The 23,797-nt window shown below is 60.6% G+C and carries 21 protein-coding genes, 1 other RNA gene and 1 pseudogene; 13 read left to right on the top strand and 10 right to left on the bottom strand.

Going from position 1 to position 23,797, the window contains the following annotated elements:
* Window positions 1-54 precede the first annotated feature (54 nt).
* An RNA gene (gene ffs, locus ACA067_RS22910) (signal recognition particle sRNA small type) lies at window positions 55-151 on the top strand.
* Between the two features lie 179 nt (window positions 152-330).
* On the opposite strand, the gene ACA067_RS22905 is transcribed toward ffs, so the two are convergent.
* Window positions 331-645 carry a helix-turn-helix domain-containing protein gene (locus ACA067_RS22905; protein ID WP_497458628.1) on the bottom strand — a complete coding sequence of 105 codons (315 nt, stop codon included), beginning with the start codon at window positions 643-645 and terminating at the stop codon, window positions 331-333.
* A gap of 417 nt (window positions 646-1,062) precedes the next feature.
* On the opposite strand from ACA067_RS22905, the gene ACA067_RS22900 reads away from it, so the two are divergent.
* Window positions 1,063-2,763: a putative bifunctional diguanylate cyclase/phosphodiesterase gene (locus ACA067_RS22900; protein ID WP_497458627.1), complete on the top strand. Its 1,701-nt coding sequence runs from the start codon at window positions 1,063-1,065 to the stop codon at window positions 2,761-2,763.
* 76 nt (window positions 2,764-2,839) lie between these two features.
* Here the strand turns inward: ACA067_RS22900 and ACA067_RS22895 are convergent.
* Window positions 2,840-3,001: pseudogene (locus ACA067_RS22895) on the bottom strand (amino acid ABC transporter substrate-binding protein); the annotation flags it as partial.
* A gap of 144 nt (window positions 3,002-3,145) precedes the next feature.
* Here ACA067_RS22895 and dnaX point away from each other — a divergent pair.
* Both dnaX and ACA067_RS22885 read left to right on the top strand, forming a co-directional pair.
* The gene (dnaX, locus tag ACA067_RS22890) at window positions 3,146-5,230 is read left to right on the top strand and encodes a DNA polymerase III subunit gamma/tau (protein ID WP_497458626.1); all 2,085 of its coding nucleotides are present in this window, start codon (window positions 3,146-3,148) and stop codon (window positions 5,228-5,230) included.
* A gap of 66 nt (window positions 5,231-5,296) precedes the next feature.
* The gene (locus tag ACA067_RS22885) at window positions 5,297-5,635 is read left to right on the top strand and encodes a YbaB/EbfC family nucleoid-associated protein (protein WP_008028561.1); all 339 of its coding nucleotides are present in this window, start codon (window positions 5,297-5,299) and stop codon (window positions 5,633-5,635) included.
* A 266-nt stretch (window positions 5,636-5,901) separates the two neighbouring features.
* Here ACA067_RS22885 and ACA067_RS22880 read toward each other — a convergent pair whose 3' ends face one another.
* Window positions 5,902-7,392: an aldehyde dehydrogenase family protein gene (locus ACA067_RS22880; RefSeq protein WP_497458625.1), complete on the bottom strand. Its 1,491-nt coding sequence runs from the start codon at window positions 7,390-7,392 to the stop codon at window positions 5,902-5,904.
* A gap of 265 nt (window positions 7,393-7,657) precedes the next feature.
* On the opposite strand from ACA067_RS22880, the gene ACA067_RS22875 reads away from it, so the two are divergent.
* On the top strand, window positions 7,658-7,912 hold the full coding sequence (locus ACA067_RS22875; RefSeq protein ID WP_497458624.1) for a DUF1652 domain-containing protein: 255 nt from the start codon (window positions 7,658-7,660) through the stop codon (window positions 7,910-7,912).
* Between the two features lie 60 nt (window positions 7,913-7,972).
* On the opposite strand, the gene ACA067_RS22870 is transcribed toward ACA067_RS22875, so the two are convergent.
* Window positions 7,973-8,329 (bottom strand): hypothetical protein, encoded by a 357-nt coding sequence (locus tag ACA067_RS22870; protein WP_497458623.1) that lies wholly within the window; start codon window positions 8,327-8,329, stop codon window positions 7,973-7,975.
* A gap of 342 nt (window positions 8,330-8,671) precedes the next feature.
* On the opposite strand from ACA067_RS22870, the gene peaA reads away from it, so the two are divergent.
* The 4 genes from peaA to peaD all read left to right on the top strand — a co-directional run bounded on the left by peaA (window position 8,672) and on the right by peaD (window position 13,264).
* Window positions 8,672-10,252, top strand: coding sequence for a quinohemoprotein amine dehydrogenase subunit alpha (gene peaA, locus ACA067_RS22865; protein ID WP_497458622.1), 1,581 nt, complete (start codon window positions 8,672-8,674; stop codon window positions 10,250-10,252).
* 96 nt (window positions 10,253-10,348) lie between these two features.
* Complete coding sequence (gene peaB / locus ACA067_RS22860; RefSeq protein WP_497458621.1) at window positions 10,349-11,779, top strand: quinohemoprotein amine dehydrogenase maturation protein; 1,431 nt, start codon at window positions 10,349-10,351, stop codon at window positions 11,777-11,779.
* 1 nt (window position 11,780) lies between these two features.
* Entirely contained in the window at window positions 11,781-12,104 is a 324-nt protein-coding gene (gene qhpC / locus ACA067_RS22855; RefSeq protein WP_150800721.1) for a quinohemoprotein amine dehydrogenase subunit gamma, read from the top strand.
* Between the two features lie 41 nt (window positions 12,105-12,145).
* Entirely contained in the window at window positions 12,146-13,264 is a 1,119-nt protein-coding gene (peaD, locus tag ACA067_RS22850; protein ID WP_497458620.1) for a quinohemoprotein amine dehydrogenase subunit beta, read from the top strand.
* Between the two features lie 144 nt (window positions 13,265-13,408).
* Here peaD and ACA067_RS22845 read toward each other — a convergent pair whose 3' ends face one another.
* On the bottom strand, window positions 13,409-13,810 hold the full coding sequence (locus tag ACA067_RS22845; protein ID WP_497458619.1) for a lysozyme inhibitor LprI family protein: 402 nt from the start codon (window positions 13,808-13,810) through the stop codon (window positions 13,409-13,411).
* 236 nt (window positions 13,811-14,046) lie between these two features.
* On the opposite strand from ACA067_RS22845, the gene ACA067_RS22840 reads away from it, so the two are divergent.
* Window positions 14,047-14,532: an SRPBCC family protein gene (locus ACA067_RS22840; protein ID WP_497458618.1), complete on the top strand. Its 486-nt coding sequence runs from the start codon at window positions 14,047-14,049 to the stop codon at window positions 14,530-14,532.
* Window positions 14,533-15,250: 718 nt separating this feature from the next.
* Here the strand turns inward: ACA067_RS22840 and inhA are convergent.
* Window positions 15,251-15,946, bottom strand: coding sequence for an isonitrile hydratase (inhA, locus tag ACA067_RS22835; RefSeq protein WP_497458617.1), 696 nt, complete (start codon window positions 15,944-15,946; stop codon window positions 15,251-15,253).
* A gap of 89 nt (window positions 15,947-16,035) precedes the next feature.
* Here inhA and ACA067_RS22830 point away from each other — a divergent pair, with 89 nt between their 5' ends.
* On the top strand, window positions 16,036-17,019 hold the full coding sequence (locus ACA067_RS22830) for a GlxA family transcriptional regulator (protein WP_497458616.1): 984 nt from the start codon (window positions 16,036-16,038) through the stop codon (window positions 17,017-17,019).
* Here ACA067_RS22830 and ACA067_RS22825 read toward each other — a convergent pair.
* The 4 genes from ACA067_RS22825 to ACA067_RS22810 form a co-directional block, all read right to left on the bottom strand.
* Window positions 16,988-17,890 carry an alpha/beta fold hydrolase gene (locus ACA067_RS22825; RefSeq protein WP_497458615.1) on the bottom strand — a complete coding sequence of 301 codons (903 nt, stop codon included), beginning with the start codon at window positions 17,888-17,890 and terminating at the stop codon, window positions 16,988-16,990. The genes ACA067_RS22830 and ACA067_RS22825 overlap by 32 nt on opposite strands.
* Window positions 17,891-17,924: 34 nt before the next feature.
* Window positions 17,925-18,314, bottom strand: coding sequence for a hypothetical protein (locus tag ACA067_RS22820; protein ID WP_497458614.1), 390 nt, complete (start codon window positions 18,312-18,314; stop codon window positions 17,925-17,927).
* A gap of 338 nt (window positions 18,315-18,652) precedes the next feature.
* Entirely contained in the window at window positions 18,653-20,479 is a 1,827-nt protein-coding gene (locus tag ACA067_RS22815) for a glycoside hydrolase family 15 protein (protein WP_497458613.1), read from the bottom strand.
* Entirely contained in the window at window positions 20,472-21,272 is an 801-nt protein-coding gene (locus tag ACA067_RS22810) for a glucose 1-dehydrogenase (RefSeq protein WP_497458612.1), read from the bottom strand. The genes ACA067_RS22815 and ACA067_RS22810 overlap by 8 nt, the downstream gene beginning before the upstream one ends.
* A 269-nt stretch (window positions 21,273-21,541) precedes the next feature.
* Here ACA067_RS22810 and ACA067_RS22805 point away from each other — a divergent pair, with 269 nt between their 5' ends.
* Together ACA067_RS22805 and ACA067_RS22800 are read left to right on the top strand one after the other, a co-directional pair.
* Window positions 21,542-22,714, top strand: coding sequence for an MFS transporter (locus ACA067_RS22805; RefSeq protein WP_497458611.1), 1,173 nt, complete (start codon window positions 21,542-21,544; stop codon window positions 22,712-22,714).
* Between the two features lie 196 nt (window positions 22,715-22,910).
* Window positions 22,911-23,645 carry a thioesterase II family protein gene (locus ACA067_RS22800; protein ID WP_497458610.1) on the top strand — a complete coding sequence of 245 codons (735 nt, stop codon included), beginning with the start codon at window positions 22,911-22,913 and terminating at the stop codon, window positions 23,643-23,645.
* Window positions 23,646-23,797 lie beyond the last annotated feature (152 nt).

The following is a 23,797-nucleotide window of genomic DNA, read 5'->3' as shown; positions in this document are numbered from 1 at the left end:
CAGATAGGTACAATGGCGCGGCTCGCCGTCAGGTGAGCGTCGTTATGGTGACCCCATCGGTCCCCCCGCAACGATCAACCGTGAACCCGGTCAGGCCTGGAAGGGAGCAGCCGCAGCGGTGACATTGTGTGCCGGGGTGTGGCTGGTGGGGTTACCACCTTAACGAGCCGCGAATCCCTTTCGCGTTATCTGTTTGAAACTACTTTCTTGTTGCTCTGCCATGGATATCGTCCGGGGCGGATTTTTGTCGTTTCCGATTTTTGAAGTCGTGTCTAAAAAGGAGGCCGACCTGTCGAGTAGACAAGTCGGCCTCCTTTTTTCATTACCGCACTAAGGCTTGGACAAGGCCTGATTAACCACAGCAATCAACTTTCCCAGATCCTTCGGGCTGGCCTTATGAATGACGCCGAACAGATACGCCCGCTGTTCATCTTCATCGCCCGGATCGGCGAAAAAGGCTTTCAGCGTCACCCCCAGTACCTCGGCAAGCAGGAACAGGGCGTCCACGCTGGGGGTATAGGTGCCGGTTTCGAAGCGGCTGATGGTCTTGGGGTCAAAACCGGTTTTTTCGCCGAGTTCAGCCTGAGTAAGCCCCGCGACCTTGCGGTAACGCCGGATGGCTGGACCCAAACTTGAAATTTGCATCGCTAAATTCCCATTTGGAATCAAGAACTTAACGATAGATTTCGGCGTATGACAACCGCATCATCCATCACCTTGACTTGCAAAATGTGATGCATTTCGTAGAATCGCCGCTCCGAAGGGGCTACGGTGACCAGGCCTCGATCGCGAGCGAGATGCGAAAAAGCCACTATGCATGCTTTTGCAGGGTAGACAGGCAGCCCCAAATCCGCGCTTGAACCTTGCAGAATGCTACCTGAATTCGTCGTTTTTGCCCTTTCATACGGCCTTTCAGATTAGTTGATCTTTGGCTGTCCGGGGGGCATCAAACGCTGTTCATGGAGTGATCACGTGTTTCTGCGCAGTCCGTCTCAAAACATCTCTTCCGGGCATCCTGCACTGGTCGAGCGGTGCCACCGCTAGCGACAACGAGCCTGACTCATGGATGAGAAATACCGCAGGGCTGTGGATGCAGCCGCCATTTTTTCCGAGACCGATCTGAGCGGCCGGATCACCTACGTCAATGATCAGTTCTGTGCCGTGTCCGGTTATAGCCGCGAGGAACTGCTGGGACAGAACCATCGTCTGCTCAATTCGGGCCTGCACTCGGCTGACTTTTTCGCTGGCCTGTGGCGCACCATCGCGCTGGGCAGCGTCTGGAAGGGCGATATCTGCAACCGGGCCAAGGACGGCAGCCTTTATTGGGTCGAAAGCACCATGGTACCGGTGCTCGATGACGCGACCGGAAGAGTTGATCGTTACCTGTCGATTCGTTTCGACATCAGTGAAAAACGTCAACTGCTGCATTCCTTGCAATGGCGGGTTGGCCACGACGTGCTGACCGGACTGCCCAATCGCGCGTTCCTCTCGGATTTGCTGGATCAGGCCCTCGAGTTCTCCCGCCAGGAAAACATTTCGCTGGCGGTGTGCATGCTCGACCTCGACGGCTTCAAGGCGGTCAACGATGGCTACGGGCATGCCAGTGGCGACCTGTTGCTGGTGGAAGTGGCGAGGCGCCTGCGCAGTATCGTGCGCGGCGAAGACGTGGTGGCCAGGCTGGCCGGTGACGAGTTTGTGCTGGTGTTGCGTTATGTGCGAGATCTGCCGGAACTGCGCGCGGCACTGAACCGGGTGTTGGGCGCGATTTCGGCGCCGTACACACTGCATGGCAAAGAGCTCAATGTGTTTGCCAGCATTGGCGTCACCCTGTTCCCCCACGACAACGAAGATGCGCAAACCTTGCTGCGTCACGCCGATCAGGCGATGTATGTGGCCAAGCAGGGCGGGCGCAATCGTTTTCATGTGTTCGACGTGATTCGGGATCGGGAAGTCAAGGTCACGCACCAGACCGTCGAGCGAGTGCGTCAGGCGCTGCTGGCGGGTGAATTGCGTTTGCACTTCCAGCCCAGGGTGAACATGCGTCACGGCGAGGTCATCGGTTTCCAGGCGTTTTTGCGCTGGGAACATCCCCAGGACGGCATGGTGCCCTCACGGGATTTTCTGCCGCTGGTGGAGGAGACGGACCTGATCATCGATATCGGTGAATGGGTCATGGATCAAGTGCTTTCGCAGTTGCACCACTGGCAGCAGGCGGGGCAGGGCTGGCCGGTGAGCATCAATATCGCGGCGCGCCATTTTCAGCGGGCGGATTTCGTCGACCGGCTCGGTCAGGTGCTCGCCCGGCATGCCCAGGTTGCACCGCAGATGCTCGACCTGGAAATCGTCGAGTCGGTGGCGGTCGAGAATATTCAACATGTCAGCGCCTGTCTAAAGGCCTGTCAGACCTTGGGCGTGCAGTTTTCGCTGGCGGATTTCGGCACCGGTTATTCGTCGCTGAGCTACCTCAAGCGATTGCGAACCCAGACCATCAAGATCGATAAGTCCTTTGTCCGCGACATTCTTCATGATCGTGATGACCTGGCGCTGACCACGGCGGTGATTGGCCTGGCCCGGGCATTCGGGCGGCAGGTGATCGCCGAGGGGCTGGACAGTATCGAGCAGGGTGAATTGCTGCTGCGGCTGGGCTGCGACGTAGCCCAGGGTCATTGCATTGCGCGGCCGATGCCGCCGGCAGAAGTGCTGGCCTGGGTCGAAGGATATGTTGCGCCACTGCAATGGCGGGTACTTCAGCAAACAGCCTGAACTTCGCTATCAGGCATACGAAGATCAAAATAATGTGGGAGCGAGCCTGCTCGCGAAGGCGCTGTGTCATTGAGTATAGGCTGACCATCACGTCATGCAAAATACCCTGGGTCGGGCGGCCGCGTTCCAGTTGGACCATCGGCATTGCCCAACTGTCGGGCACCACGAAGCGCAGCGGCGCTTCGGCGCCAGCCGCACTCAAGCTCATCAACAGCAGTGCCCCCAAGGCGAGCCGCATAAACGCTCCGGTCCTGAACAATCCCTGGCCGATAAAAGCCCGCCAAAGTGCATCTTAGCCAGATTAGACGAGCGCACCGGATGCAATTTTGGCCTTGCTCCGCTAGCATTAGCCGCTTCTGTTCCTTAGTTGCGACGGTTTTCGATGAGTTATCAGGTTCTTGCACGTAAATGGCGTCCGCGCTCGTTTGGCGAAATGGTCGGCCAGACCCATGTGCTCAAGGCTCTGATCAATGCCTTGGACAGCCAGCGGCTGCACCATGCCTATCTGTTCACCGGTACCCGCGGCGTGGGCAAGACCACCATCGCGCGGATCATCGCCAAATGCCTGAACTGTGAAACAGGTATCACTTCGACGCCTTGCGGCGAGTGCTCGGTGTGCCGTGAGATCGATGAAGGCCGTTTCGTCGACCTGATCGAAATCGACGCCGCGAGCCGGACCAAGGTCGAGGACACCCGCGAGCTGCTCGACAACGTGCAGTACGCGCCGAGCCGCGGGCGCTTCAAGGTCTACCTGATCGACGAAGTGCACATGCTGTCCAGCCATTCCTTCAATGCGCTGTTGAAAACCCTCGAAGAGCCGCCGCCCTACGTCAAGTTCATCCTCGCCACCACCGACCCGCAGAAACTTCCAGCAACGATTCTGTCGCGGTGCCTGCAGTTCTCCCTGAAGAACATGACGCCGGAGCGCGTGGTCGAGCATTTGACCCACGTGTTGAGTGTCGAGAACGTGCCGTTCGAAGACGATGCGCTGTGGCTGCTGGGCCGCGCCGCCGATGGGTCGATGCGCGATGCCATGAGCCTGACCGACCAGGCGATCGCGTTTGGTGAAGGCAAGGTCATGGCCGCCGACGTGCGGGCGATGCTCGGCACGCTCGATCACGGTCAGGTCTACGACGTCCTGCATGCGCTGATCGAGGGCGACGCCAAGGCGTTGCTCGAAGCCGTGCGTCACCTGGCCGAACAAGGCCCGGACTGGAACGGCGTGCTCTCGGAAATTCTCAACGTGCTGCACCGTGTCGCCATCGCCCAGGCCTTGCCTGAGGGCGTCGACAACGGTCATGGCGACCGTGACCGGGTATTGGCACTGGCCCAGGCCCTGCCGGCCGAAGACGTACAGTTCTACTACCAGATGGGCCTGATTGGTCGCCGCGATTTGCCGCTGGCGCCGGACCCTCGGGGTGGTTTCGAAATGGTCCTGCTGCGCATGCTCGCGTTCCGGCCGGCAGACACCGCGGACGCCCCGAGGCAACCGCTAAAGACAGTGGGGATCAGCCAGGCCACAGCTGATTCCGCCCATTCAGTGGCTGCCGCGCGAGTGGCTGCGCCGGTAGTGGCTGCGGCAGTTGCACCGGTTGTCTCTGCGCCAGTTGCGCCGGCGGTTGCTCCAGCTCCAACTCCGGTGCCTGAAGCGGTTGCACCGGTCGTCGTGCCCGAGCCGGTGATTGAGGCGGTAGCGGTCGAGGCCGTCGTCGACCTGCCGTGGAACGACCCGGTAGAACCCGAAGTCGTCCAGCAGCCCGCGGTCGAACCGGTTCTGGAAACCGCCGCTGAACAACCCGAATTGCCGCCGATGCCATTGCCGACGCCCGACAGCGTGGTGCCGGACGCCCCGGAGTGGGCCGCAGCGCCGATTCCGGAACCCTCCGAGACCGAAGTCGATGCGGCGACGCCGGGCATGGACCTGGACGACGAGCCGCCGCTGGACGAGGACTACATCGAGCCGGACATGGATTCGTCCTACAGCTACCTGGACGAACTGGCCAGCGAGCATGCCGCCGAGCCGGCTCCGGAGCCAGAACCCGAGCCGGCCGCCATGCCGGCTACCGGTTTGGCCCTGCAATGGCTGGAACTGTTCCCGAAATTGCCGATCTCCGGCATGACCGGGAGCATTGCCGCCAACTGCACCTTGATCGCGGTCGATGGCGACAACTGGCTGTTGCACCTGGACCCGGCCCACAGCGCCTTGTTCAATGCGACCCAGCAGCGTCGCCTCAACGATGCATTGAACCAGCATCACGGGCGGACGCTGACCCTGAGCATGGAGCTGATCAAGCCTGAGCAGGAAACGCCGGCCCAGGCCGCGTCCCGCCGTCGTGTCAATCGTCAGCGCGAGGCCGAGGAGTCGATCCATGGTGACCCGTTCATCCAACAAATGATGCAGCAGTTCGGTGCGGTGGTCCGTAACGATACTATTGAACCTGTCGAAGCCCTGGTCACTCAGGGCTAATAACTGAAGGCGTTCGGCCCCAACGGCCGGGCGCGATTTTTATCCAAGTACTTTGAGGTGATTACCATGATGAAGGGTGGCATGGCCGGCCTGATGAAGCAGGCGCAGCAGATGCAGGAAAAAATGGCCAAGATGCAGGAAGAACTGGCCAACGCTGAAGTCACCGGTAAAGCCGGCGGCGACATGGTCACCGTGGTCATGACCGGTCGTCACGACGTCAAGCGCGTGACCATCGACCCAAGCCTGGTCGAAGGCCTGAGCGAAGACGACAAGGAAATGCTCGAAGCGGTGTTCGCCGCTGCCGTCAACGATGCCGTGCGCAAGATCGAAGCCAACAGCCAGGACAAGATGTCCGGCATGACCGCGGGCATGCAACTGCCGCCGGGCATGAAACTGCCCTTCTGATCCACCACGCTAACGCGTTTCTCCTGAATAAACGCAGCCCCCTGTAGGAGCCGGCTTGCCGGCGAAGGACGTCAACGATAACGCGTTCATCCTGAATAAACGCGCCCCCTGTGGGAGCGAGCTTGCTCGCGATGGTCTCACTGGCGACGCATCCATTCAGGAAGAACGCGTTATCGTTGACGTCCATCGCGAGCAAGCTCGCTCCCACAGGGGGCGCGTTCACTCAGGTCGAACGCGTTATCGTTGCCATTCCCACAGGGAGCGGCTCACAGCTTGATCAACACCGACTTCAACTCGGTGTAATGCTCGATCGCCGCATACCCCATTTCCCGCCCGACCCCCGACATCTTGTACCCGCCGAACGGCAGCGCCGGGTCCAGGGCACTGTGGCAGTTGACCCACACCGAGCCTGACTTGATTCGCGGAATCATCCGGTGCACCGCCGCCAGATCATTGGACCAGACGCTCGCTCCCAGCCCATAGGGACTGTCATTGGCCATGCGTAACGCATCGGCTTCGTCATCGAAAGGTATCGCCACCAGCACCGGGCCGAAGATTTCTTCCTGCACCAGCGAGTGCTGCTGATCGACATCCACAATCACCGTCGGCTTGACGAAGAACCCCGGCCCGAACTGCTCGCCGCCGCAAGCGATGGTCGCGCCACTTTCCCGACCCATTTCGATGTAACGGTACACCCGCTCCTGCTGGCGCGCCGAAATCAATGGCCCCATCTCGACGCTCGGGTCCAGGCCGTTGCCGAGCTTCATGGCGTTGGCAATGTCGGCGATGTCCGCCACCACATTGTCGAAGTGCTTGCGCTGCACATACAGCCTGGACCCGGCACAGCACACCTGGCCCTGATTGAAGAAAATCGCGCTGGCGGCGCCAACGGCGGCGCTCTTGAGATCGGCATCGGCCATGACGATGGTGGGTGATTTGCCGCCCAGTTCCAGGGTGACCCGGGTCATGGAGTCCATGGCGATCTTGCCGATCTGCTTGCCCACGGCGGTGGAACCGGTGAAGGTCAGCTTGTCCACCAATGGGTTGTGGGTCAGCGCCGAACCTGCAGTGATACCCGTGCCGGTCACCACGTTGAACACGCCTTCGGGATAACCGGCTTCCAGCACCAGTTCGGCGAGTTTCAATGCGCTCAGAGGGGTTTCGTCGGCGGGCTTGAGCACCACGGTGCAGCCGGTGGCGAGAGCCGGGCCGAGTTTCCAGCAGGCCAGCAGCAGCGGGAAGTTCCAGGCGACGATGGCCCCGACCACGCCCACTGCTTCGCGACGGATAAAACTGTGGAATTGATCGTTGGGCATCAACGGCATCGACACTTCGACGCTGGAACCTTCGATCTTGGTCGCCCAGCCGGCCATGTAGCGCAGGAAGTCGATGGACAGCTGCACGTCCATCACTTGGGCGACCGCGGCGCTTTTACCGTTGTTCAGGCATTCCAGTTGCGCCAGCAGTTCGGCGTCGCGCTCCATGAGTTCGGCGAGTTTCCACAGCAGGTTCTGCCGCTCCCGAGGCCGGGTGAGGGTCCAGGCCGAATCGTCGAACGCCTGACGGGCGGCCAGCACGGCACGGTCGACATCCTCAGGTGTGGCCCGTGGCACCACGCACAGCACTTCGCCGGTCGCCGGGTTGTGCAGGGGCATGGTCTGGCCGTCGGCGGCCTCGACCCAGTCACCACCGATAAGCATGCGCGGGGCGCGCTGGATAAATGCCGAAGTGGCGGGAAGCAGATAGGGGAGGGACATGGCGAGGCCTCTTGTTGTTCGTGAGAACAAGGCTTTCGCAATGGCTGTGCCAAGTGCCCGCATGTGCCGGGCCGCCCTTTGTCGGCGGGGTTCAGGGGCACTCAAGGGAATGGAGGGGCTACGGGACTGTTGCAAATTGCGACAATATGAGACGACGAGCAACCGGGTTGCGACCTTGAGGCTCCCATCATTGAGGAATAGAATTTTCTGGCTCGGGGGAATGAAATGACGAACCGTTTATCCGGCAATTGCGAGGGAGGTCGTAATGTTCCTTTCAACCCTGGAAATTCAAAACATCATCGAACACAAAATGCTGCCCGCCGTGTGCACGTGCGTCATGGAGGCAGACCAGTCCCTGACCATTCGGGTTTGCGATTGCATGACTGGCAAAGTGGATCTGGTGGCGACCCATGTTCCCCTGCGGACACTGGACAGTCCCCATGCCATCGCCTCGCTGGTGGCGGACATGCGGCAAGAAATCGAGGCTCACAAAAGCATTCAACCCACTTATAGCACCTGAATTGGCGTCAGGCCGCACCGTCGGGATACGGTACGGCCTGCGCTGATCGATGCTGATCGATCAGGTGGAAAACTTCCGGTAAATCTCGTCGTATGTGTTGCCATCCACGGCAGCGAGTAGCTTCCTGTCATCCTTGAGCGTCGCCAGAAAAGTCACTTCGGTTTCCTTGCCGGCCAACATGAAACCGGCAATGGCCCCGATGGGACCGAGCAGCATGGCGCCGGCGACGCCGAAGCCGATGGCATCCTTGATGTTGTTGATAGAACCCTCATTGGCCACTTCTACGCTCTTGAATGAAGAGAGCGGCAGGGTAATGCCGGGCCACGGGTGAAGCGACGTCCTGAGGGTGAAAACGCCGTCTCTGTACTCTCCATCACCCTGCAGAAAGTCCCCCGCCAGGACAGTGATGCTTGCCATTTTGTATCCCCTGTCCGCAATCGGTGAATACCCATTTCGCGCTTGCACAGGGTTGTCGTCAATCGTCGGGCGATGAACTGTCCCGGCCGCGGCACGTATGCTGTCTCAGAGTGCAACTCCTGTCGCGATATTAGACGCCGTCGATCTCGTCCAGACGCAACCGGCAGGCCTTGTCTTCAGGTAACTGCTTGATAGAAAAGGTAATCGGCAAGCTGGCACGCTCCGTGTATTGCTCATTGCAGACGTTTCTCTTGCCTCCGTCAGCGGTTCGCCGCCGACGGCAGAGACCCTAAAAACGATAAGCCACAAAAATAAGAAAGCACCGTGCGAGGTTCGACGTTGATGAAGAGAAAACTCCGATCAGGCCTGAGCGCCAGCCTGCTGGCCGTGGCGGCCTGTGTGGCGCTGCATTCGCCCTACAGCCTGGCAGCTCGCGACGCCCAGACCATCCTCAAGGAAACCTGTCAGGGCTGTCATACCCCCGAAGCGGACAACGCCCTGAGCCGCATCAGTCACCAGCGCAAGACCCCGGAAGGCTGGCTGATGAGCATCGCCCGCATGCAGGTCATGCACGGTTTGCAAATCAGCGATGACGACCGCCGTACCCTGGTCAAATACCTTGCTGACACCCAGGGTCTGGCCCCAAGCGAGACCGACGGCGTACGTTATGCATTGGAGCGGCGGCTCAATATCGTCGAGAAGTTCGACGACCAGACCAGCCAGATGTGTGGCCGCTGCCACTCCGGTGCACGGGTCGCCCTGCAACGGCGTCCCGCCCAGGAGTGGGAGCGTCTGGTGAATTTCCACCTCGGCCAATGGCCGTCCCTGGAATACCAGGCCCTGTCTCGTGACCGCGACTGGTTCGACCTGGCTCGCAAAGAAATGGTGCCGCTGTTGGCCAAGCGTTATCCGCTGGACAACCCGGCCTGGAAAAAATGGCAGAGCACCGCACCGAAAGCCGAAGCGCTGGTCGGGGACTGGAGTTTCAGCGGCCACTTACCCGGCAGGGCCGAACTGGCTGGGGTGATGAGCGTCACGGCCGATGGCAGCGACACGTTCAAGGTCAGCGTCAAAGGCCAATACGCCGATGGCAGCCCGTTCAACGGTGACGGCAGCGCGATTCTCTACACCGGCTACGAATGGCGCGGCAACGTGACCATCGATGGCGTGACCATGCGTCAGGTGTTCGCCGCCCAAGGCAATGCGATGCAGGGCCGGATGTTCGAGGCCGAGCATGACGAACGCGGTCTGGACTTCATTGCCGCCAAACAGGGTTCCAGTCGTTTGCTGGCGGTGCAGCCGGGCTACCTGAAGGCTGGCGCCGAAACTGAAGTCACGCTGATCGGCAGCGGTCTCACCGGTAAGCCGAACTTCGGCAAAGGTGTGGCAGTGGTCGAAGTCGTCGAGCAGACCCCGGAACGGATCAAGGTCAAGCTCAAGGCTGCTGCCAATGCCCAGCCGGGTCTGCGCAACGTCACCGTCGGCACGCTGAAAGGCCCGACCCTGTCGGTCTACAGCAAAATCGCCGAAGTCAGGGTCGTGCCCGAATTCTCGGTGGCGCGAATCGGTGATGGCGGCGGTTCGACGCCGAAAGTCCAGGGTCGGTTCGATGCCGAAGCCTGGGGCAAGGGCGCCGACGGCAAGCCGTATCGCATCGGCGTATTCCCGGCGCAGTGGTCGGTCGAAGCCTTCGACGATCGCGCCAGGGAAGATGAGGACGTCAAGTTCGCCGGCACCATGCAGGCCGACAGCGGCGTATTCACACCAGGGGACGCCGGGCCGAACCCGCAACGTAAAATGTCCACCAACAATGCCGGCAACCTCAAGGTGATCGCCGCCGTCGACGACGCAGGGAAATCCCTGACCGGCGAAGGCCAGATGGTCGTCACCGTGCAGCGCTGGAACAATCCACCCATTCCGTGATGTCGAGTACGTGAGCTGGCTTGACTGTTCACCGTTTCACACACTTTTCGGAATGACCGCAGGCCCCGTAGAACGGGGTTTGCACAGGAGGTTGCAATGGGCGCTATTTTGAATCTGGTCGAACGGAACCTGCACGAAGTGCATGTCGATGCCGACCGCATGCTGTTTCACATCCCCAGCAGTTCGCTGTTCGCCAGCGATGAGCTGACTGGCACCATCATCGATACATTGCGCGGTCCCGGCTGTTCGTCGGATGACCTGATTCAGCGCCTGGCCGCGCGCTTCAACGGCGAGGAAATCACCGAGACCCTGCGCGAACTGATGGCCCTGGAACTGGTCAGCGACGGCTCGCCGCTGACCCCGGACATCGGTACCAAGCGGGTCGAACGCACGGCGATCAATACCGTGGTGCTCAACGTCAACACCGGCTGCAACCTGAGCTGCACCTACTGCTACAAGGAAGACCTCGACAAGCCGTCGGCCGGCAAGAAAATGGACATCGATACGGCAGTGGCGTCGGTGGAAATGCTGCTGCGCGAATCCCCGGATGAAGAGCGTTTCACCGTGGTGTTTTTTGGCGGCGAGCCGCTGAGCAATCGCAAGCTGATCGAGTACATGGTCGATTATTGCGAGAAGCGTTTCCGCGAGGCCGGCAAGTTCGTCGAGTTCGTCATGACCACCAACGCCACGCTGCTCACCGAAGAGACCGTGGACTATCTCAATGCCCACCGCTTCGGGCTCTCGGTCAGTATCGACGGACCGAAAACCGTGCACGACCGCAACCGCATCACCGTGGGCGGGCAGGGCACTTACGACGTGGTGCGGCGCAAAGCCGAGATGCTGCTGTCGCGCTACAACAGCCGCCCGGTCGGTGCCCGCGTCACCCTGACCACCGGCGTCACCGACGTCGAAACCATCTGGGATCACCTGTTCAATGAACTGGGGTTTGCCGAAGTCGGGTTTGCCCCGGTGACCTCCGGTGACATCAGCACCTTCAACCTCTCCAGTGACGAGCTGATCGAGGTCTTCGCCAACATGAAGAAGCTCGGCCGACGTTACCTGGAAGCGGCGCTGGAGCACCGCAACATCGGGTTCTCCAACCTGCACCAGTTGATCACCGACATCCACGAAGGCCACAAGAAAGCCCTGCCGTGCGGCGCGGGCCTGAAGATGCTGGCGGTGGATCACAAGGGCGAGCTGAACCTGTGCCACCGCTTTACCGGTTCATCGTTGCCGACCTTCGGCAACGTCCACAGCGGTGTGAAGCAGGTCGAGTTGAACGACTTCCTGTCCCAGCGCCTGGACCGCACCAACACCGGCTGCGAAGACTGCCAGATCCGCAACCTGTGCTCCGGCGGCTGCTACCACGAGAGTTATGCACGGTACGGCGACCCGACCCATCCGACCTACCACTACTGCGAACTGATGCGTGACTGGGTCGACTTCGGCATCGAGGTCTACACCCGGATCATGGCCCACAACCCTGCGTTTATCAGCAGCTACATCACTCCGCGCAAGGCTCACTGATATGAAACATCTCAAGGCAATCAATAACAAAGCGCTGAAACTCGATGAGGCCGCGGCCGAAAACCGCATCGAAGAAGTGGTGGCGATGAGTTCAGTCGCCGGTTGTGCCTCGACCACCGACCCGGGCTGGGAAATCGACGCCTTTGGCGGAGTGTCGTCGCTGTGCCAGCCGATGGAATCCGACCTGTATGGCTGCTCCGACCCTTGCTGGTGGCCGGCCCAGGTGCCCGACATGATGAGCACCTACCCGGACTGGAACAAGGATGCCCAGGCGTCCAACGACAACTGGCGCAACCTCGGGACTGTCTTTCCAAAAGACAAATGATCGTCCATAGAAAGCAGTCGGACTGATAGAAGGATTCCAGCATGCACAGCATCAAAGCCTGCGGCCTGGCCGCGTTCGCCGTCCTGAGCGCCTGTTCGCTTAACGTTCTGGCCGATGAAAACACTGCGCTCGAAACCGGTCACGAGTACATGGTGACCACCAATTACCCGAATAACCTGCACGTCATCGACCTGGCCACGGACACCCTGTTCAAGACCTGCAAGATGCCCGACGCTTTCGGTCCCGGCAGCGTGCAGATGTCGCCGGATCGCAAGACCGCCTACGTGCTGAACAACCACTACGCCGATGTCTACGGCGTCGAACTCGACAGCTGCAAGCAGGTGTTCCACGCCAGCATCACCCAGAAGCCGGGGGAGAAAGCGAAGTCGATGTTCGCCTTCACCGTCAGCCATGACGGCAAGGAACTGTTCGCCATTGCCAACCCGACACTGATGCTCAATGACCGTTACGAAGTGCAGCAGCCTCGCCTGGATGTCTACGCCACCGACGCCGGCCTGGACGCCAAGCCGGTGCGCAGTTTCCCGGCACCCCGCCAGCTGACCATCATGCAGAGTGGCGACGATGGCACGCTGTATGTGGCCGGGGCGGACATCTACAAGGTCGATGTAAAAACCGGCAAGTTCGACGTGCTGATCCCCAGCCGCCACTGGAAACGCCCGAACTACAGCGCGCCGGACGTGCTCTACGTGTGGAACCAGCAGACCTTTCGCCATGACTTCTCGCTGCTCTACACCACGGCGAAATTCAAGGACAAAAAGCAGGACCCGGCGACCGCCGAGTACCTCTATGGACTGTTCAGCATCGACCTGAAAACCGGCAAGACCGAAACCACCGACTTCGGTCCGCTGACGGAGATCTACTTCAGTGGCATGCGCTCACCGAAGGATCCGAACCTGATGTTCGGCGTACTCAACCGCCTGGCCAAGTACGACATCAAGCAGAAGACAATGCTCCAGGCGGCGACGCTGGATCACTCCTACTACTGCATTTCCTTCAACAAGGACGGGAGCAAGATCTACCTGGCCGGGACGTTCAACGACGTGGCGATCTTCGATCCCGAGACCATGAAGCAGATCGGCAGCATCAAATTGCCGGGTGGGGATATGGCGATCACGACGGCGCAGATATTTGTCCGGTAATACGGCGCCTGCACTGACGCCTTCGCCGGCAATCCGGTCTCGCTCCCACAGTGGTTTTCAGTCGTACACAAAACTTGTGTTCTCTGAAATTCCAATGTGGGAGCGAGCCTGCTCGCGAAGAGGCCCTCAAGAACACCAAAAAAATCAGGCCCCCGGCACCGGACACCCCAAATCCCCCTCCTGGCACTTCAAGTAATTCTTGAACGTCTCCACCCGCGCCTTGGTCAGGTCAGTGATGCAATTGCTGTAGATCAGCGGATAAGCACTGCCACCTTCCACCGCTGAGGCGGAAAACTTGCATTCGGCATCCCGAAACGAAACCCACGCTCGCTGCGCACCCACCATCAGTTTTTTGCTCTCGGGATCGACCTTCAAGCGCGCAGTGATCTGCTGGTAAAGCGCATTCAATTCCCTGTCCGCCGCCTTGTTCTGCTGCGCCGCACACTGGTTCATCGTGGTCTGATCCGCGGCATTGTCGCAGTCCACAGCATGGGCAACGGAGGTGAACAGCAAAGGCGTCAACGCCAGAAGAACGCGTGGGTGCATGGAGATTCTCGCTGTGGCATGGAAATAGAGGTGCAGTGTAGCCAAGCGGGTGGCCAACCCCTAGTGACGTCCGGGGCAACCTCTGTGGTGGAGGGAGAAGTGGAGGGAAATTGCGAACTTACCGCCGTAAATGCAGCCAAATACTACAGACAGGGTTGCTTGCGCAGCCCGATTGATACAACTTAGGGTTGGTCTTGTGGTCTTACAGGCCTACTGTTCAGTACAGGAGGTGACTTATGAATCCAGCATCAGATCGCATCGAAAGGAAGATCCTGCTCAAAGCGCCGCGTTCGCACGTGTGGCGTGTGCTGGCCCATGCCGAAGCGTTCGGCCAGTGGTTTGGCGTGGCGCTGGAAGGCAAGCGTTTTGTTGCCGGTGAGTGGACCCAGGGGCAAGTTACCTACCCCGGTTATGAGCACGTATTGTGGAATGTGCTGGTCGAACGGGTCGAGCCTGAGCGGGTGTTTTCCTTCCGCTGGCACCCGTATGCGGTGAAAACGGATATCGACTATTCCCAGGAGCCGACCACGCTGGTGAAGTTCGAGCTGGAAGATCACGACGAAGGCACGTTGCTGAAGGTGTCCGAGTCCGGTTTTGATCATATTCCCCAGTCGCGTCGGGAAAAGGCATTTCGCATGGACAGCCGGGGCTGGGAGGAGCAGATGAACAACATTGAAAAGTTTCTGGCCGACACTGCCAAGGCGCGGGAGCTTCAGGGATAGTGAACGCTGCATGTTCGAACCAGGCTGACTCGCTGGGTGCTGGTGCCGGACGGCGAGCCGATCATCACCCCTGGCAGGCGTTTGCTGCCGGTGCGCATGAACGATGTACCCGCGATGTCCGCGTGATGTCGTTGTGTTGCATGGCGATAGTCGCGAAAGTCGCGGCTTCCATGCTCGCTATTTGAAGTGTCCCCGGGTTATTCGACAGGGTGGGTATAGCGAATGTCTTACACGCGAAAGTAACGATGTCGTCTATTATGGATTGGATCCGAAGCGTAATCTCACCTCATCAACTGAAGCACAGGAAGTGCTTCAGGATCACGGATGATCGACCATCAGCAAGGAACGCTTCCGACAGGGAGTCGACCATGGTCTTGGGAAAAACCCGCTTCGGCGGGTTTTTTTTCGTCCGGTTGAAATGCCACTGATCATCCTGTGGGATTCAGGCCCCGGATGGTCAATCGCTTACACCAGAGCGCTGGTATGTCCTCTGTTTATGCTTGCGCGAAGCGCTTATTCTGGATCCATCAACTGAGTCGCAGGATGCACTCAGGATCACGGATGATCGACCATAGGCCTGGATGGCCGCAGACAGGATGTCGTATGGTCTTGAGAAACCCGCTTAGGCGGGTTTTTTTTTTGAGCGATGGAAAGTCCTCTGGGCATCAACCTGGCCCGCAAGCACCGGCAGCCATGACTGACTGCCGGCCGGAATGGATCAGCGTGCTGGCATCTGTTCGAGCTTCGCGGCTGCTCGTGCGGTGATTTCAGAGCGTAATTTCAACGAACCGGCCGCACGTTGCCGGGCTTGCTCCAGTACGTTGCCCGGAGCGGTCTCGGGACTGCCCGAAGCAAACGGCGGCGCCGGAGCGTATTCCAGCTGCAGTTGCACCAGCTGCGCTGTGTCCTTATCAAACAACTCAGCCGCCAGGGTCAGGGCAAAATCGATCCCCGCGGTAATCCCGCCTCCGGTCAACAGATTCCCGTCGCGCACGACCCGGTCCTTCACCGCAATGGCACCCAATGGTGTGAGCAGGTCGTGGTAGGCCCAGTGAGTCGTGGCACGCTTGCCCTTGAGCAGACCCGCTGCGCCGAGCACCAGTGCGCCGGTGCACACCGACGTGACGTAACGCGCGTTGGCCGCCTGAGCCTTGATGAAGTCCAGCGTCTCGTCATCTTCCATCAATGGCCCGACGCCGCTGCCACCGGGAACGCAGATCACATCCAGTGCCGGGCAATCGTCGAAGGTAACGGTCGGCTTCAGCACCAGGCCGGTGCTCGCGGTGACCGGCACCAGGTCCTTCCAGATCAAATGCACCTTCACGTCCGGCAGCGAGGCCAATACGTCGTAAGGGCCGGTCAGGTCCAGTTGTTGAACCTGGGGAAACAACAGAAAACCGATCTGCAACGTCATGGTGTTTTTCTCATGAAGTGGGTGGACGGCTTCACTCTAGGCTCGTAGGATTTGGCGCATACGCCAATCACCCCACGAATTACGCCAAAATGCCGAAAACCATCCGCGTCCTGGCATTTGCCAACGTGCAACTGCTCGATGTCACCGGGCCGTTGCAGGTGTTCGCCTCGGCCAACGACATTGCCCGCCAGAAAGGTTTACCGCCGCCCTATGCGCCGGCAGTAATCGCCAGCGGCGGCGGGGCGGTGATGTCGTCGGCCGGGTTGGCGCTGCTGGCCGAGCCATTGCCCGAGGAGGGGAGTGACACTTTGGTCATCGCTGGCGGCTGGGGTGTCTATGCAGCGGCGAATGATGCGTCGCTGGTGGCTTGGGTGCGTGAACATGCGACGGGGTGTCGACGGGTGTCATCGGTCTGCACCGGGGCGTTTTTGCTGGCGGCCAGCGGCTGGCTCGATGACCGGCGAGTGGTGACCCACTGGACCCGTTGCGAGCAGTTGGCGCAGATGCACCCACGCCTGCGCGTCGAGCCCAACCCGATCTTCATCAACGACGGCCCGGTGTGGACCTCGGCCGGCGTCACTGCCGGTATCGACCTGGCACTGGCCATGGTCGAGGAAGACCTGGGCCGCAATATGGCGCTGGAAGTCGCTCGGCAACTGGTGGTGTTCCTCAAGCGTCCGGGCGGCCAGTCACAGTTCAGCGTGACCTTGTCCCTGCAAAAGGAAGGCAGCCGTTTCGACGACCTTCACGCCTGGATCAGCGAAAACCTCAGCATGGACCTCGGCATCCCGACCCTGGCGCTGCAGGCCGGCATGAGCGAGCGCAGCTTCGTGCGCCACTATCGCGCCGACACCGGCCAGACCCCGGCGCGGGCCATCGAACTGATTCGGGTAGAGACCGCCCGGCGCTTGCTCAGCGACACGGGTGTGCCGATCAAACGGGTGGCGGTGCAGTGCGGGTTCGGCAGTGAAGAGACGCTTCGGCGCAGTTTCCTGCGAGCCATGGGGGTGACGCCGCAGGCCTTTCGCGAGCGTTTTTCCGTCAGTGCTCAAGCAGATCCAGTAATGCCTTGACCGTCGCTTCGGGCGCTTCTTCGGGAATGTTATGCCCGACGCCCGCCAGCACTCGCCGTTCGTAGCGTCCGGTGAAGTGCTCGGCATCTTCATCGACTTCCGGTGCAGGGCCTACGCCATCGTCGGCACCACAGAGGGAGATCGTCGGCACGCTGATCGGTGGCTGCCTGGCTAGCGTCTCTTCCATCCACTCCAGCGCCGGATCGCCAAGGGCGTACATGAAGCGGTGGCGGTAAGAGTGAATCACTACCTCGACGAAATCCGGGTTATCGAAGGCCGGAGCGCTTAGTGAGTACAACTCTGGACCCTTTTTCCAGGTCGGTGACCACAATTTCCAGAGTAATTCACACAGGGTTCGGCGATTTTCAGTCAGGCCTTCGACGCCGCGAGGCGTGTGGAAGTAGTACTGGTACCACAGCCGGTGTTCGGTTTCCGGGTCCCGCGGTCGGGTCGAGTGGGGAATATCCTGAAGGTTATAGCCGTCGCCTGTGACCAGGCAGCGAACCCGCTCCGGCCACAGCGCCGCAACGATACACGCCGCCCGACCGCCCCAGTCGTAGCCGCAGAGGGCCGCTTGTTTGAGGGACAGGGCATCCATCAGGTCGAGCAAGTCCTGGGCAAGGGCGGCTTGTTGCCCGGAGCGCGGGGTGTCCGCGCTATTGAAACGGGTCGGGCCATAGCCACGCAAGTACGGGACGATGACGCGGTAGCCCTCCGCGGCGAGCACCAGGGCGATTACGTCGTAGGCGCGAGGGGAGTAGGGGAAACCGTGGAGCAGGATGATCGGCTCGCCGGTGGTGGGGCCGTGTTCTTCATAGGCGAGGTTCAGACCTGGGGTCAGGACATGTTTTATCGGCACGTCATTGTTCATTCAACACTCCAGATAGACTGTTTTGACCTGCGTTTTATGTTTCGGCTTCCGCCACCTGATTGAAGTACTTCGATCGATCCGGCGTAAAGGTCACCACCATTCTGGTCCGTGAACAGGTCACCGCCCGTTCTTCACTCAGATCGATATCCAGATCCTCCCCACGCAACCCCTGCCATTGGGCGAGGTATTTGAGGGATCCGTATTTTTCGAGTTTCTTCAGGCTACGGCTGACGCCGCCTTTCCAGCCCAGCACCGGCAATTCATCGGCGAGGCATCGTTGGGCAAGGTCCGGGAAGCGGGCGGCGCGTTGGCGGCCGATTTCCCAGCATTTGATCAGGCCCTTGTCGGCGGCTTCCCACAGTTCGTCGCGGTTCAGGCCTGAGCGGAGTGGGGTGTCGATGCTGCGGTGGATGCGCTGGGTCATTCTGGTTCCTTGAATTCGGGTTTTGTTGGACAGCTCCGCTGTGCCCGTTGAGGGGGGATGTTAGGGGGGGATGTAGCGGCTGGCAACAAACGATTAACGGCTATGGAAGTGCGGTATTTCGTGGTGGTTCGACAGATTTGTTTACTGGTTGTAGGAGGTGTCCTACACAGCCCGCCGGTTCTTTCGCCGCTATTCATCCCGTCATGTGTTGTGGCGGATGGCCCCTTCGCCGGCAAGCCGGTCTCGCTCCCACATTTGATCCGAGGTGTTCGCAAGTAGTGTGTTCACTCGCGATTTAATGTGGGAGCGAGCCTGCTCGCGAAGGGGGCGACTTGGTCTCAAGGCTGCCAGTAATTCTTCTCCCCACTCAATTTCCGATCGAGAAAACACGCTGCGCTGATCAGCGCCAGATGTGTCAGCGCTTGTGGTGTATTGCCCAGGTGCCGGGCATGGCTGTCGAATTCTTCGGCATACAACCCCAACGGATTGGCAAAGCGCAGCAGTTGTTCAAATTCCAGATGGGCCTTCTCCACCTGACCGGCGCGGGCCAGGCATTCGACGTACCAGAACGAGCAGGCGGCAAAGGCGCCTTCGGTGCCGGCGAGGCCGTCGATCTGGCTGTCTTCGTTGCGGTAGCGGTAGACCATGCCGTCGCGCACCAGGGTTTTTTCGATGGCTTGCAGGGTCGAGAGCCAGCGCGGATCCTTGGCGCTGACGAAACGCACCAGAGGCATCAACAGCATCGAGCCGTCAAGGGCGGTGCCACCGAGGTGCTGGATGAAATGCCCGCGCTCTTCGTTCCAGAAGTTTTCCCAGATGTCGACGTAGATCGCCTGTCGGGTCTGGTCCCAGCGGGCGAACGGCGCGGGCAACGAGCGTTTGGAGGCGAGACGAATGGCTCGGTCCAGGGCCACCCAGCACATCAGCCTCGAGTGCAGGAAGTGATGTTGCTCACCGCGCATTTCCCAGATGCCCACATCCTTTTGCTGCCAGTTTTCACATACCTGATCAACCACCTCCACAGCGTGTTTCCAGCCCTCATGGGAGATGGCGTCACCGTATTTGTTGACCAGGTACACCGCGTCCATCAGCTCGCCGAAGATGTCGAGCTGGATTTGATCATAAGCTTGATTGCCGATGCGCACCGGCACCGCACCGCCATGGCCGGACAGGTGCGACAGTTCGGTTTCCGGCAATTCCTGGCGCCCGTCGATGGCGTAGAGGATGTTGATTTTCATCGGCTTGCCCTGGCAATCGCTGACCCGCCCGCGCAACCAGCGCATGTAGTCGTTGGCTTCCTGCACGAAACCCAGGCGCATGAACGCGTAGACGGTGAATGACGCATCGCGGATCCAGGTGTAGCGATAATCCCAGTTGCGTTCGCCGCCAGGCGTTTCTGGCAGACCGAAGGTGGCGGCAGCGAGGATCGCCCCGTGTTTGCGCGAGGTCAGCAGCTTCAGGGCCAGGGCCGAGCGATTGACCATCTCCCGCCAGCGCCCCCGGTAATTGGATTGGCCGGACCAGTCGCGCCAGTACTTCAGGGTGCGCTCCAGGCACAGAATGGCGCCTCCTTCCTTGAAGCGCGGATCGTCGATGCCGCCGAGCAGGAACTCGGCACTCTGGTCCTGTTCGAGGGTGAATTCGGCGACCGCCGCATTGTCTTCGATACGCAGCACCTGGTCTGAAGACAGGCGCAGGGAAGGCTGGTCGGCGGCCGCGAAGGTCACGTGTCGGTCATCCATGCGTGCGCGGGTCCTGGCGCGCGCGTAGTCATGGCGCACGGCGCAGCGCATGTGAATGGTTACCTGGCCACTGACCACCCGCACCCGGCGCATCAGCACCGGTAGATCATCCTCGCTGTCGCCGATGGGCAGCAGGTCGGTGACTTCCACCACTGCGCGGTCGCTGAGCCAGCGGGTTTGCAGGACGTTGGTGTCCGGCAGGTAAATCTGTTCGCGGCGGGCGTCGGGCAGGTCTGGCGCCAGTTGGAAAATCCCCGCCTCGGGCGTGTCCAGCAGCGAGCAGAAGATCGACGGACTGTCGAACTCAGGCCAGCAGAAAAAGTCCACGCTGCCCTTGTCATTGACCAGCGCCGCACTGCGCATGTCGCCGATGATGCCGTGGGCGTCGATGGCGCTTTGTCGTTCAAGATGATGATCAGCCATTGCCGCGAAACTCCGGGTAGAGGCTCATGCCGCCGTCGATGAACAGGGTGGTGCCGACGATGTAGTCGGACGCATCGGAAGCGAGGAAGACCACCGCGTTGGCGATATCTTCGACCTCGCCGACCCGGCCGTAGGGGATGAGTTTGAGCAGGTCGTGCCCGGCGGCGCCTTCAGTTTCGCAACGGTTGATCGCCGTGCGAATCGCCCCCGGCGCGATGCCATTGATGCGGATTCGCTGGTGGCTGACTTCCTGGGCGAGGGTTTGCATCAGCATGTCGACGCCGCCCTTGGACGCGGCGTAATTGACGTGACCGGCCCAGGGAATCCGCTGATGCACCGAGCTCATGTGGATGATCTTGCCGGCGGCCCGGGACACGCCTTCGCGGATGCCTTGTTGATTGAAAATCCGTAGCGCGGCGCGGGCGCAGAGGAATTGCCCGGTGAGGTTGACGCCGATTACCTGGTTCCAGTCGTCGAGGGTCATGTCCACGATGGCGGCGTCTTTCTGCATCCCGGAATTGGCCACCAGAATGTCCAGACAGCCGAAGGCATCGAGGGTTTGCGCAAACAGCCGCTCGACGTCCTCCTCTTTGGATACGTCGGCACCGATGGCGATGGCGCGACCGCCTTCATGATTGATCTGTCGGGCCAGTGCTTCGGCGGGTTCGGCCTGGGAATGGTAGTTGATCACCACCGCGGCACCGGCAGCGGCCAAGGCCTTGGCAGCAGCGGCGCCGATGCCGGAGCTGGCGCCGGTGACCAGGGCGACTTGTTGGGCGAGGGATAGCTGCATAAATGTCAGCACCTTGAATTGAGGGCTTAAGTAGCTGACTGGCCGAATGCTTCAAGAGTTCAGCGGCAAGATCAAAAGATCGCAGCCTGCGGCAGCTCCTACATTGACCGCGTTATCCGCAAAACTTCGGCATCCCCGACTCTCTGTAGGAGCTGCCGCAGGCTGCGATCTTTTGATCTTCAAGGCCTTCACATTCAGCCAACAATTACCTGCTTCCCCCACGATCGGCCTTATGGCAACTTGCAGGCCCTTGTCGAGACCTGCACCCCATGGCAAACCCCTACCGCGAGCTATTCAAAGCCCCAGGCGCCCGAGCTTTTGTGCTGGCGGGCATGATCGCGCGCATGCCCATCTCCATGACCGGCATCGGCCTGATCACCATGCTCTCGCAGTTGCAGGGTGGTTACGGACTGGCGGGTGCGGTGGCCGCCACCTTTGCCTTGGCCACGGCATTTTGCGCACCGCAGGTGTCGCGGCTGGTGGACCGTTTCGGGCAGCGGCGCATTTTGCCGATCTCGGCGCTGATCGGTGGCGGGGCGCTGTTGCTGGTGTTGCTCTGTACCCGCCTGCAGGCGCCGGACTGGACCTTGTTCCTGTTCGCCGCGCTGGCTGGTTGCATGCCAAGCATGTCGGCGATGGTGCGGGCGCGCTGGACCGAGTTGTATCGCGGCCAGCCCGAGCTGCAAACTGCCTATGCCCTGGAGTCGGTGCTCGACGAAGTGTGCTTTATCGTCGGACCGCCGTTGTCGGTAGGGTTGTGCGTGGTGGCGTTTCCCGAGGCCGGGCCCTTGGCGGCGTTGCTGATGCTGGCGATCGGGGTCACCGCGTTTGTGTTGCAACGCGACACCGAGCCGCCAGTGCATCCCCATGAAGAACATCATCAAGGTTCGATCATTCGTTCCAGCGAGATTCAATGGCTGGTGCTGTTGATGGTCGCCATGGGCACCATCGTCGGTGTGATAGATGTGGTCAGCGTCGCCTTCGCCCAGCAGCAGGGCCAACCGGCGGCGGCGAGCATTGTGCTGTCGGTGTATGCCATCGGTTCATGCATGGCCGGGCTGGCGTTCGGTGCGCTGCGTTCGAAAGTGCCGTTGCCTCGGTTGTTTTTGTACGGCGGGGTCGCGACGGCGGTGACCACCTTGCCGTTGCTGCTGGCGGCGAACATTCTCGGGTTGTCGCTGGCGGTGTTTGTCGCGGGGCTGTTTTTTGCGCCGACGCTGATTGTGGCGATGGCGTTGGTGGAGCAAATCGTACCGCCGGCCAAACTTACCGAAGGCCTGACCTGGCTGGTGACCGGGTTGAGTATCGGCGTGGCGATTGGAGCGGCCAGTTCGGGGTGGCTGGTAGATGCCTTTGGCGCCCGCAGCGGGTTTTGGGTGGCGATCGGGGCGGGGGCTGTGGTGCTCGGTTCGGCGGTGCAAAGCTTTCGCCACTTGAAATAAAGATTAACTGTGGGAGCGAGCCGGCTCCGGGCGGCGTTCCGACGAAGGCGGAGTGTCAGTCGGCATCAATGGTGCCGGATACATCGCCTTCGTCGGAACGCCGCCCGGAGCCGGCTCGCTCCCACATTTGGATCTTCGACTAATTCAGACTCCGCCTCATCCGTTCTCTTAACAGACAACTATCGAGGTAAGCCCGGTGACCCAGCTGACATTGCTGTGCCTGCCCTATTCAGGCGCGAGCACCATGGTCTACAGCCGCTGGCGGCGCAAGTTGCCGGAGTGGCTGAAACTGCAGCCCGTGGAACTGCCCGGGCGTGGCGCGCGTTTTGGCGAGCCGTTGCACACCGACATGCGGCGCCTGGCGCTGCAACTGGCCCATGAACAGAAAACCACGCTCAAGGCACCCTACGCCTTGTTCGGCCATAGCCTGGGCGCGTTGCTGGCCTGTGAAATGGCGCATGCCTTGCGCTCGCTGGGTTGCCCGGAGCCGGTGGCGCTGTTTGCCTCGGGCACCGCTGCGCCGACCCTGCGTGCCGATTACGACCGGGGTTTTGCCGAGCCCAAGTCGGACGCCGAGTTGATCGAGCAATTGCGTACCCTCAACGGCACCAGCGAAGAAGTCCTGGCCAATGAAGAGCTGATGAGCCTGACGCTGCCGGTGCTGCGCGCCGATTTCCAGTTGTGCGGGCGTTTCGAACCCGTGCAGCGGCCGTTGCTCAAGTGCCCGGTGCATGTGCTCGGCGGCAAGGACGACCGCGCCACCACCGAACAGTTGATCGGCTGGCGCAAGGAAACCCACGGCAGTTTTTCCGTGGACATGCTGGCCGGCGGACACTTCTTTATCCATGAGCACGAGGCCAAGGTGTTGCGGGTGATCAAGGATCAGCTTGAGGTTCATCATCGGCGGCATGCCATGGCCGCCAGCGCCTGACCCCTCGATCACCGGCCCCAGGCGACAACGCTGTTGCCTGACCCACCGCCATCCCTGTAGGAGCTGGCTTGCCAGCGAAGAGGCCATGACAGGCGACATCAACGTTGGCTGACCCACCGGGCCCCTGTAGGAGCTGGCTTGCCAGCGAAGGC

This window comes from Pseudomonas sp. LBUM1674 (genome assembly GCF_059695635.1).
This window is presented reverse-complemented; position numbering and strand designations above follow the sequence as displayed.

Excerpts from the sequence above, each read along its gene's own strand:
- ACA067_RS22905 (WP_497458628.1), bottom strand. The coding sequence starts at position 645 with ATGCAAATTTCAAGTTTGGGTCCAGCCATCCGGCGTTACCGCAAGGTC.
- ACA067_RS22900 (WP_497458627.1), top strand. The coding sequence starts at position 1,063 with ATGGATGAGAAATACCGCAGGGCTGTGGATGCAGCCGCCATTTTTTCC.
- dnaX (WP_497458626.1), top strand. The coding sequence starts at position 3,146 with ATGAGTTATCAGGTTCTTGCACGTAAATGGCGTCCGCGCTCGTTTGGC.
- ACA067_RS22885 (WP_008028561.1), top strand. The coding sequence starts at position 5,297 with ATGATGAAGGGTGGCATGGCCGGCCTGATGAAGCAGGCGCAGCAGATG.
- ACA067_RS22880 (WP_497458625.1), bottom strand. The coding sequence starts at position 7,392 with ATGTCCCTCCCCTATCTGCTTCCCGCCACTTCGGCATTTATCCAGCGC.
- ACA067_RS22875 (WP_497458624.1), top strand. The coding sequence starts at position 7,658 with ATGTTCCTTTCAACCCTGGAAATTCAAAACATCATCGAACACAAAATG.
- ACA067_RS22870 (WP_497458623.1), bottom strand. The coding sequence starts at position 8,329 with ATGGCAAGCATCACTGTCCTGGCGGGGGACTTTCTGCAGGGTGATGGA.
- peaA (WP_497458622.1), top strand. The coding sequence starts at position 8,672 with ATGAAGAGAAAACTCCGATCAGGCCTGAGCGCCAGCCTGCTGGCCGTG.
- peaB (WP_497458621.1), top strand. The coding sequence starts at position 10,349 with ATGGGCGCTATTTTGAATCTGGTCGAACGGAACCTGCACGAAGTGCAT.
- qhpC (WP_150800721.1), top strand. The coding sequence starts at position 11,781 with ATGAAACATCTCAAGGCAATCAATAACAAAGCGCTGAAACTCGATGAG.
- peaD (WP_497458620.1), top strand. The coding sequence starts at position 12,146 with ATGCACAGCATCAAAGCCTGCGGCCTGGCCGCGTTCGCCGTCCTGAGC.
- ACA067_RS22845 (WP_497458619.1), bottom strand. The coding sequence starts at position 13,810 with ATGCACCCACGCGTTCTTCTGGCGTTGACGCCTTTGCTGTTCACCTCC.
- ACA067_RS22840 (WP_497458618.1), top strand. The coding sequence starts at position 14,047 with ATGAATCCAGCATCAGATCGCATCGAAAGGAAGATCCTGCTCAAAGCG.
- inhA (WP_497458617.1), bottom strand. The coding sequence starts at position 15,946 with ATGACGTTGCAGATCGGTTTTCTGTTGTTTCCCCAGGTTCAACAACTG.
- ACA067_RS22830 (WP_497458616.1), top strand. The coding sequence starts at position 16,036 with ATGCCGAAAACCATCCGCGTCCTGGCATTTGCCAACGTGCAACTGCTC.
- ACA067_RS22825 (WP_497458615.1), bottom strand. The coding sequence starts at position 17,890 with ATGAACAATGACGTGCCGATAAAACATGTCCTGACCCCAGGTCTGAAC.
- ACA067_RS22820 (WP_497458614.1), bottom strand. The coding sequence starts at position 18,314 with ATGACCCAGCGCATCCACCGCAGCATCGACACCCCACTCCGCTCAGGC.
- ACA067_RS22815 (WP_497458613.1), bottom strand. The coding sequence starts at position 20,479 with ATGGCTGATCATCATCTTGAACGACAAAGCGCCATCGACGCCCACGGC.
- ACA067_RS22810 (WP_497458612.1), bottom strand. The coding sequence starts at position 21,272 with ATGCAGCTATCCCTCGCCCAACAAGTCGCCCTGGTCACCGGCGCCAGC.
- ACA067_RS22805 (WP_497458611.1), top strand. The coding sequence starts at position 21,542 with ATGGCAAACCCCTACCGCGAGCTATTCAAAGCCCCAGGCGCCCGAGCT.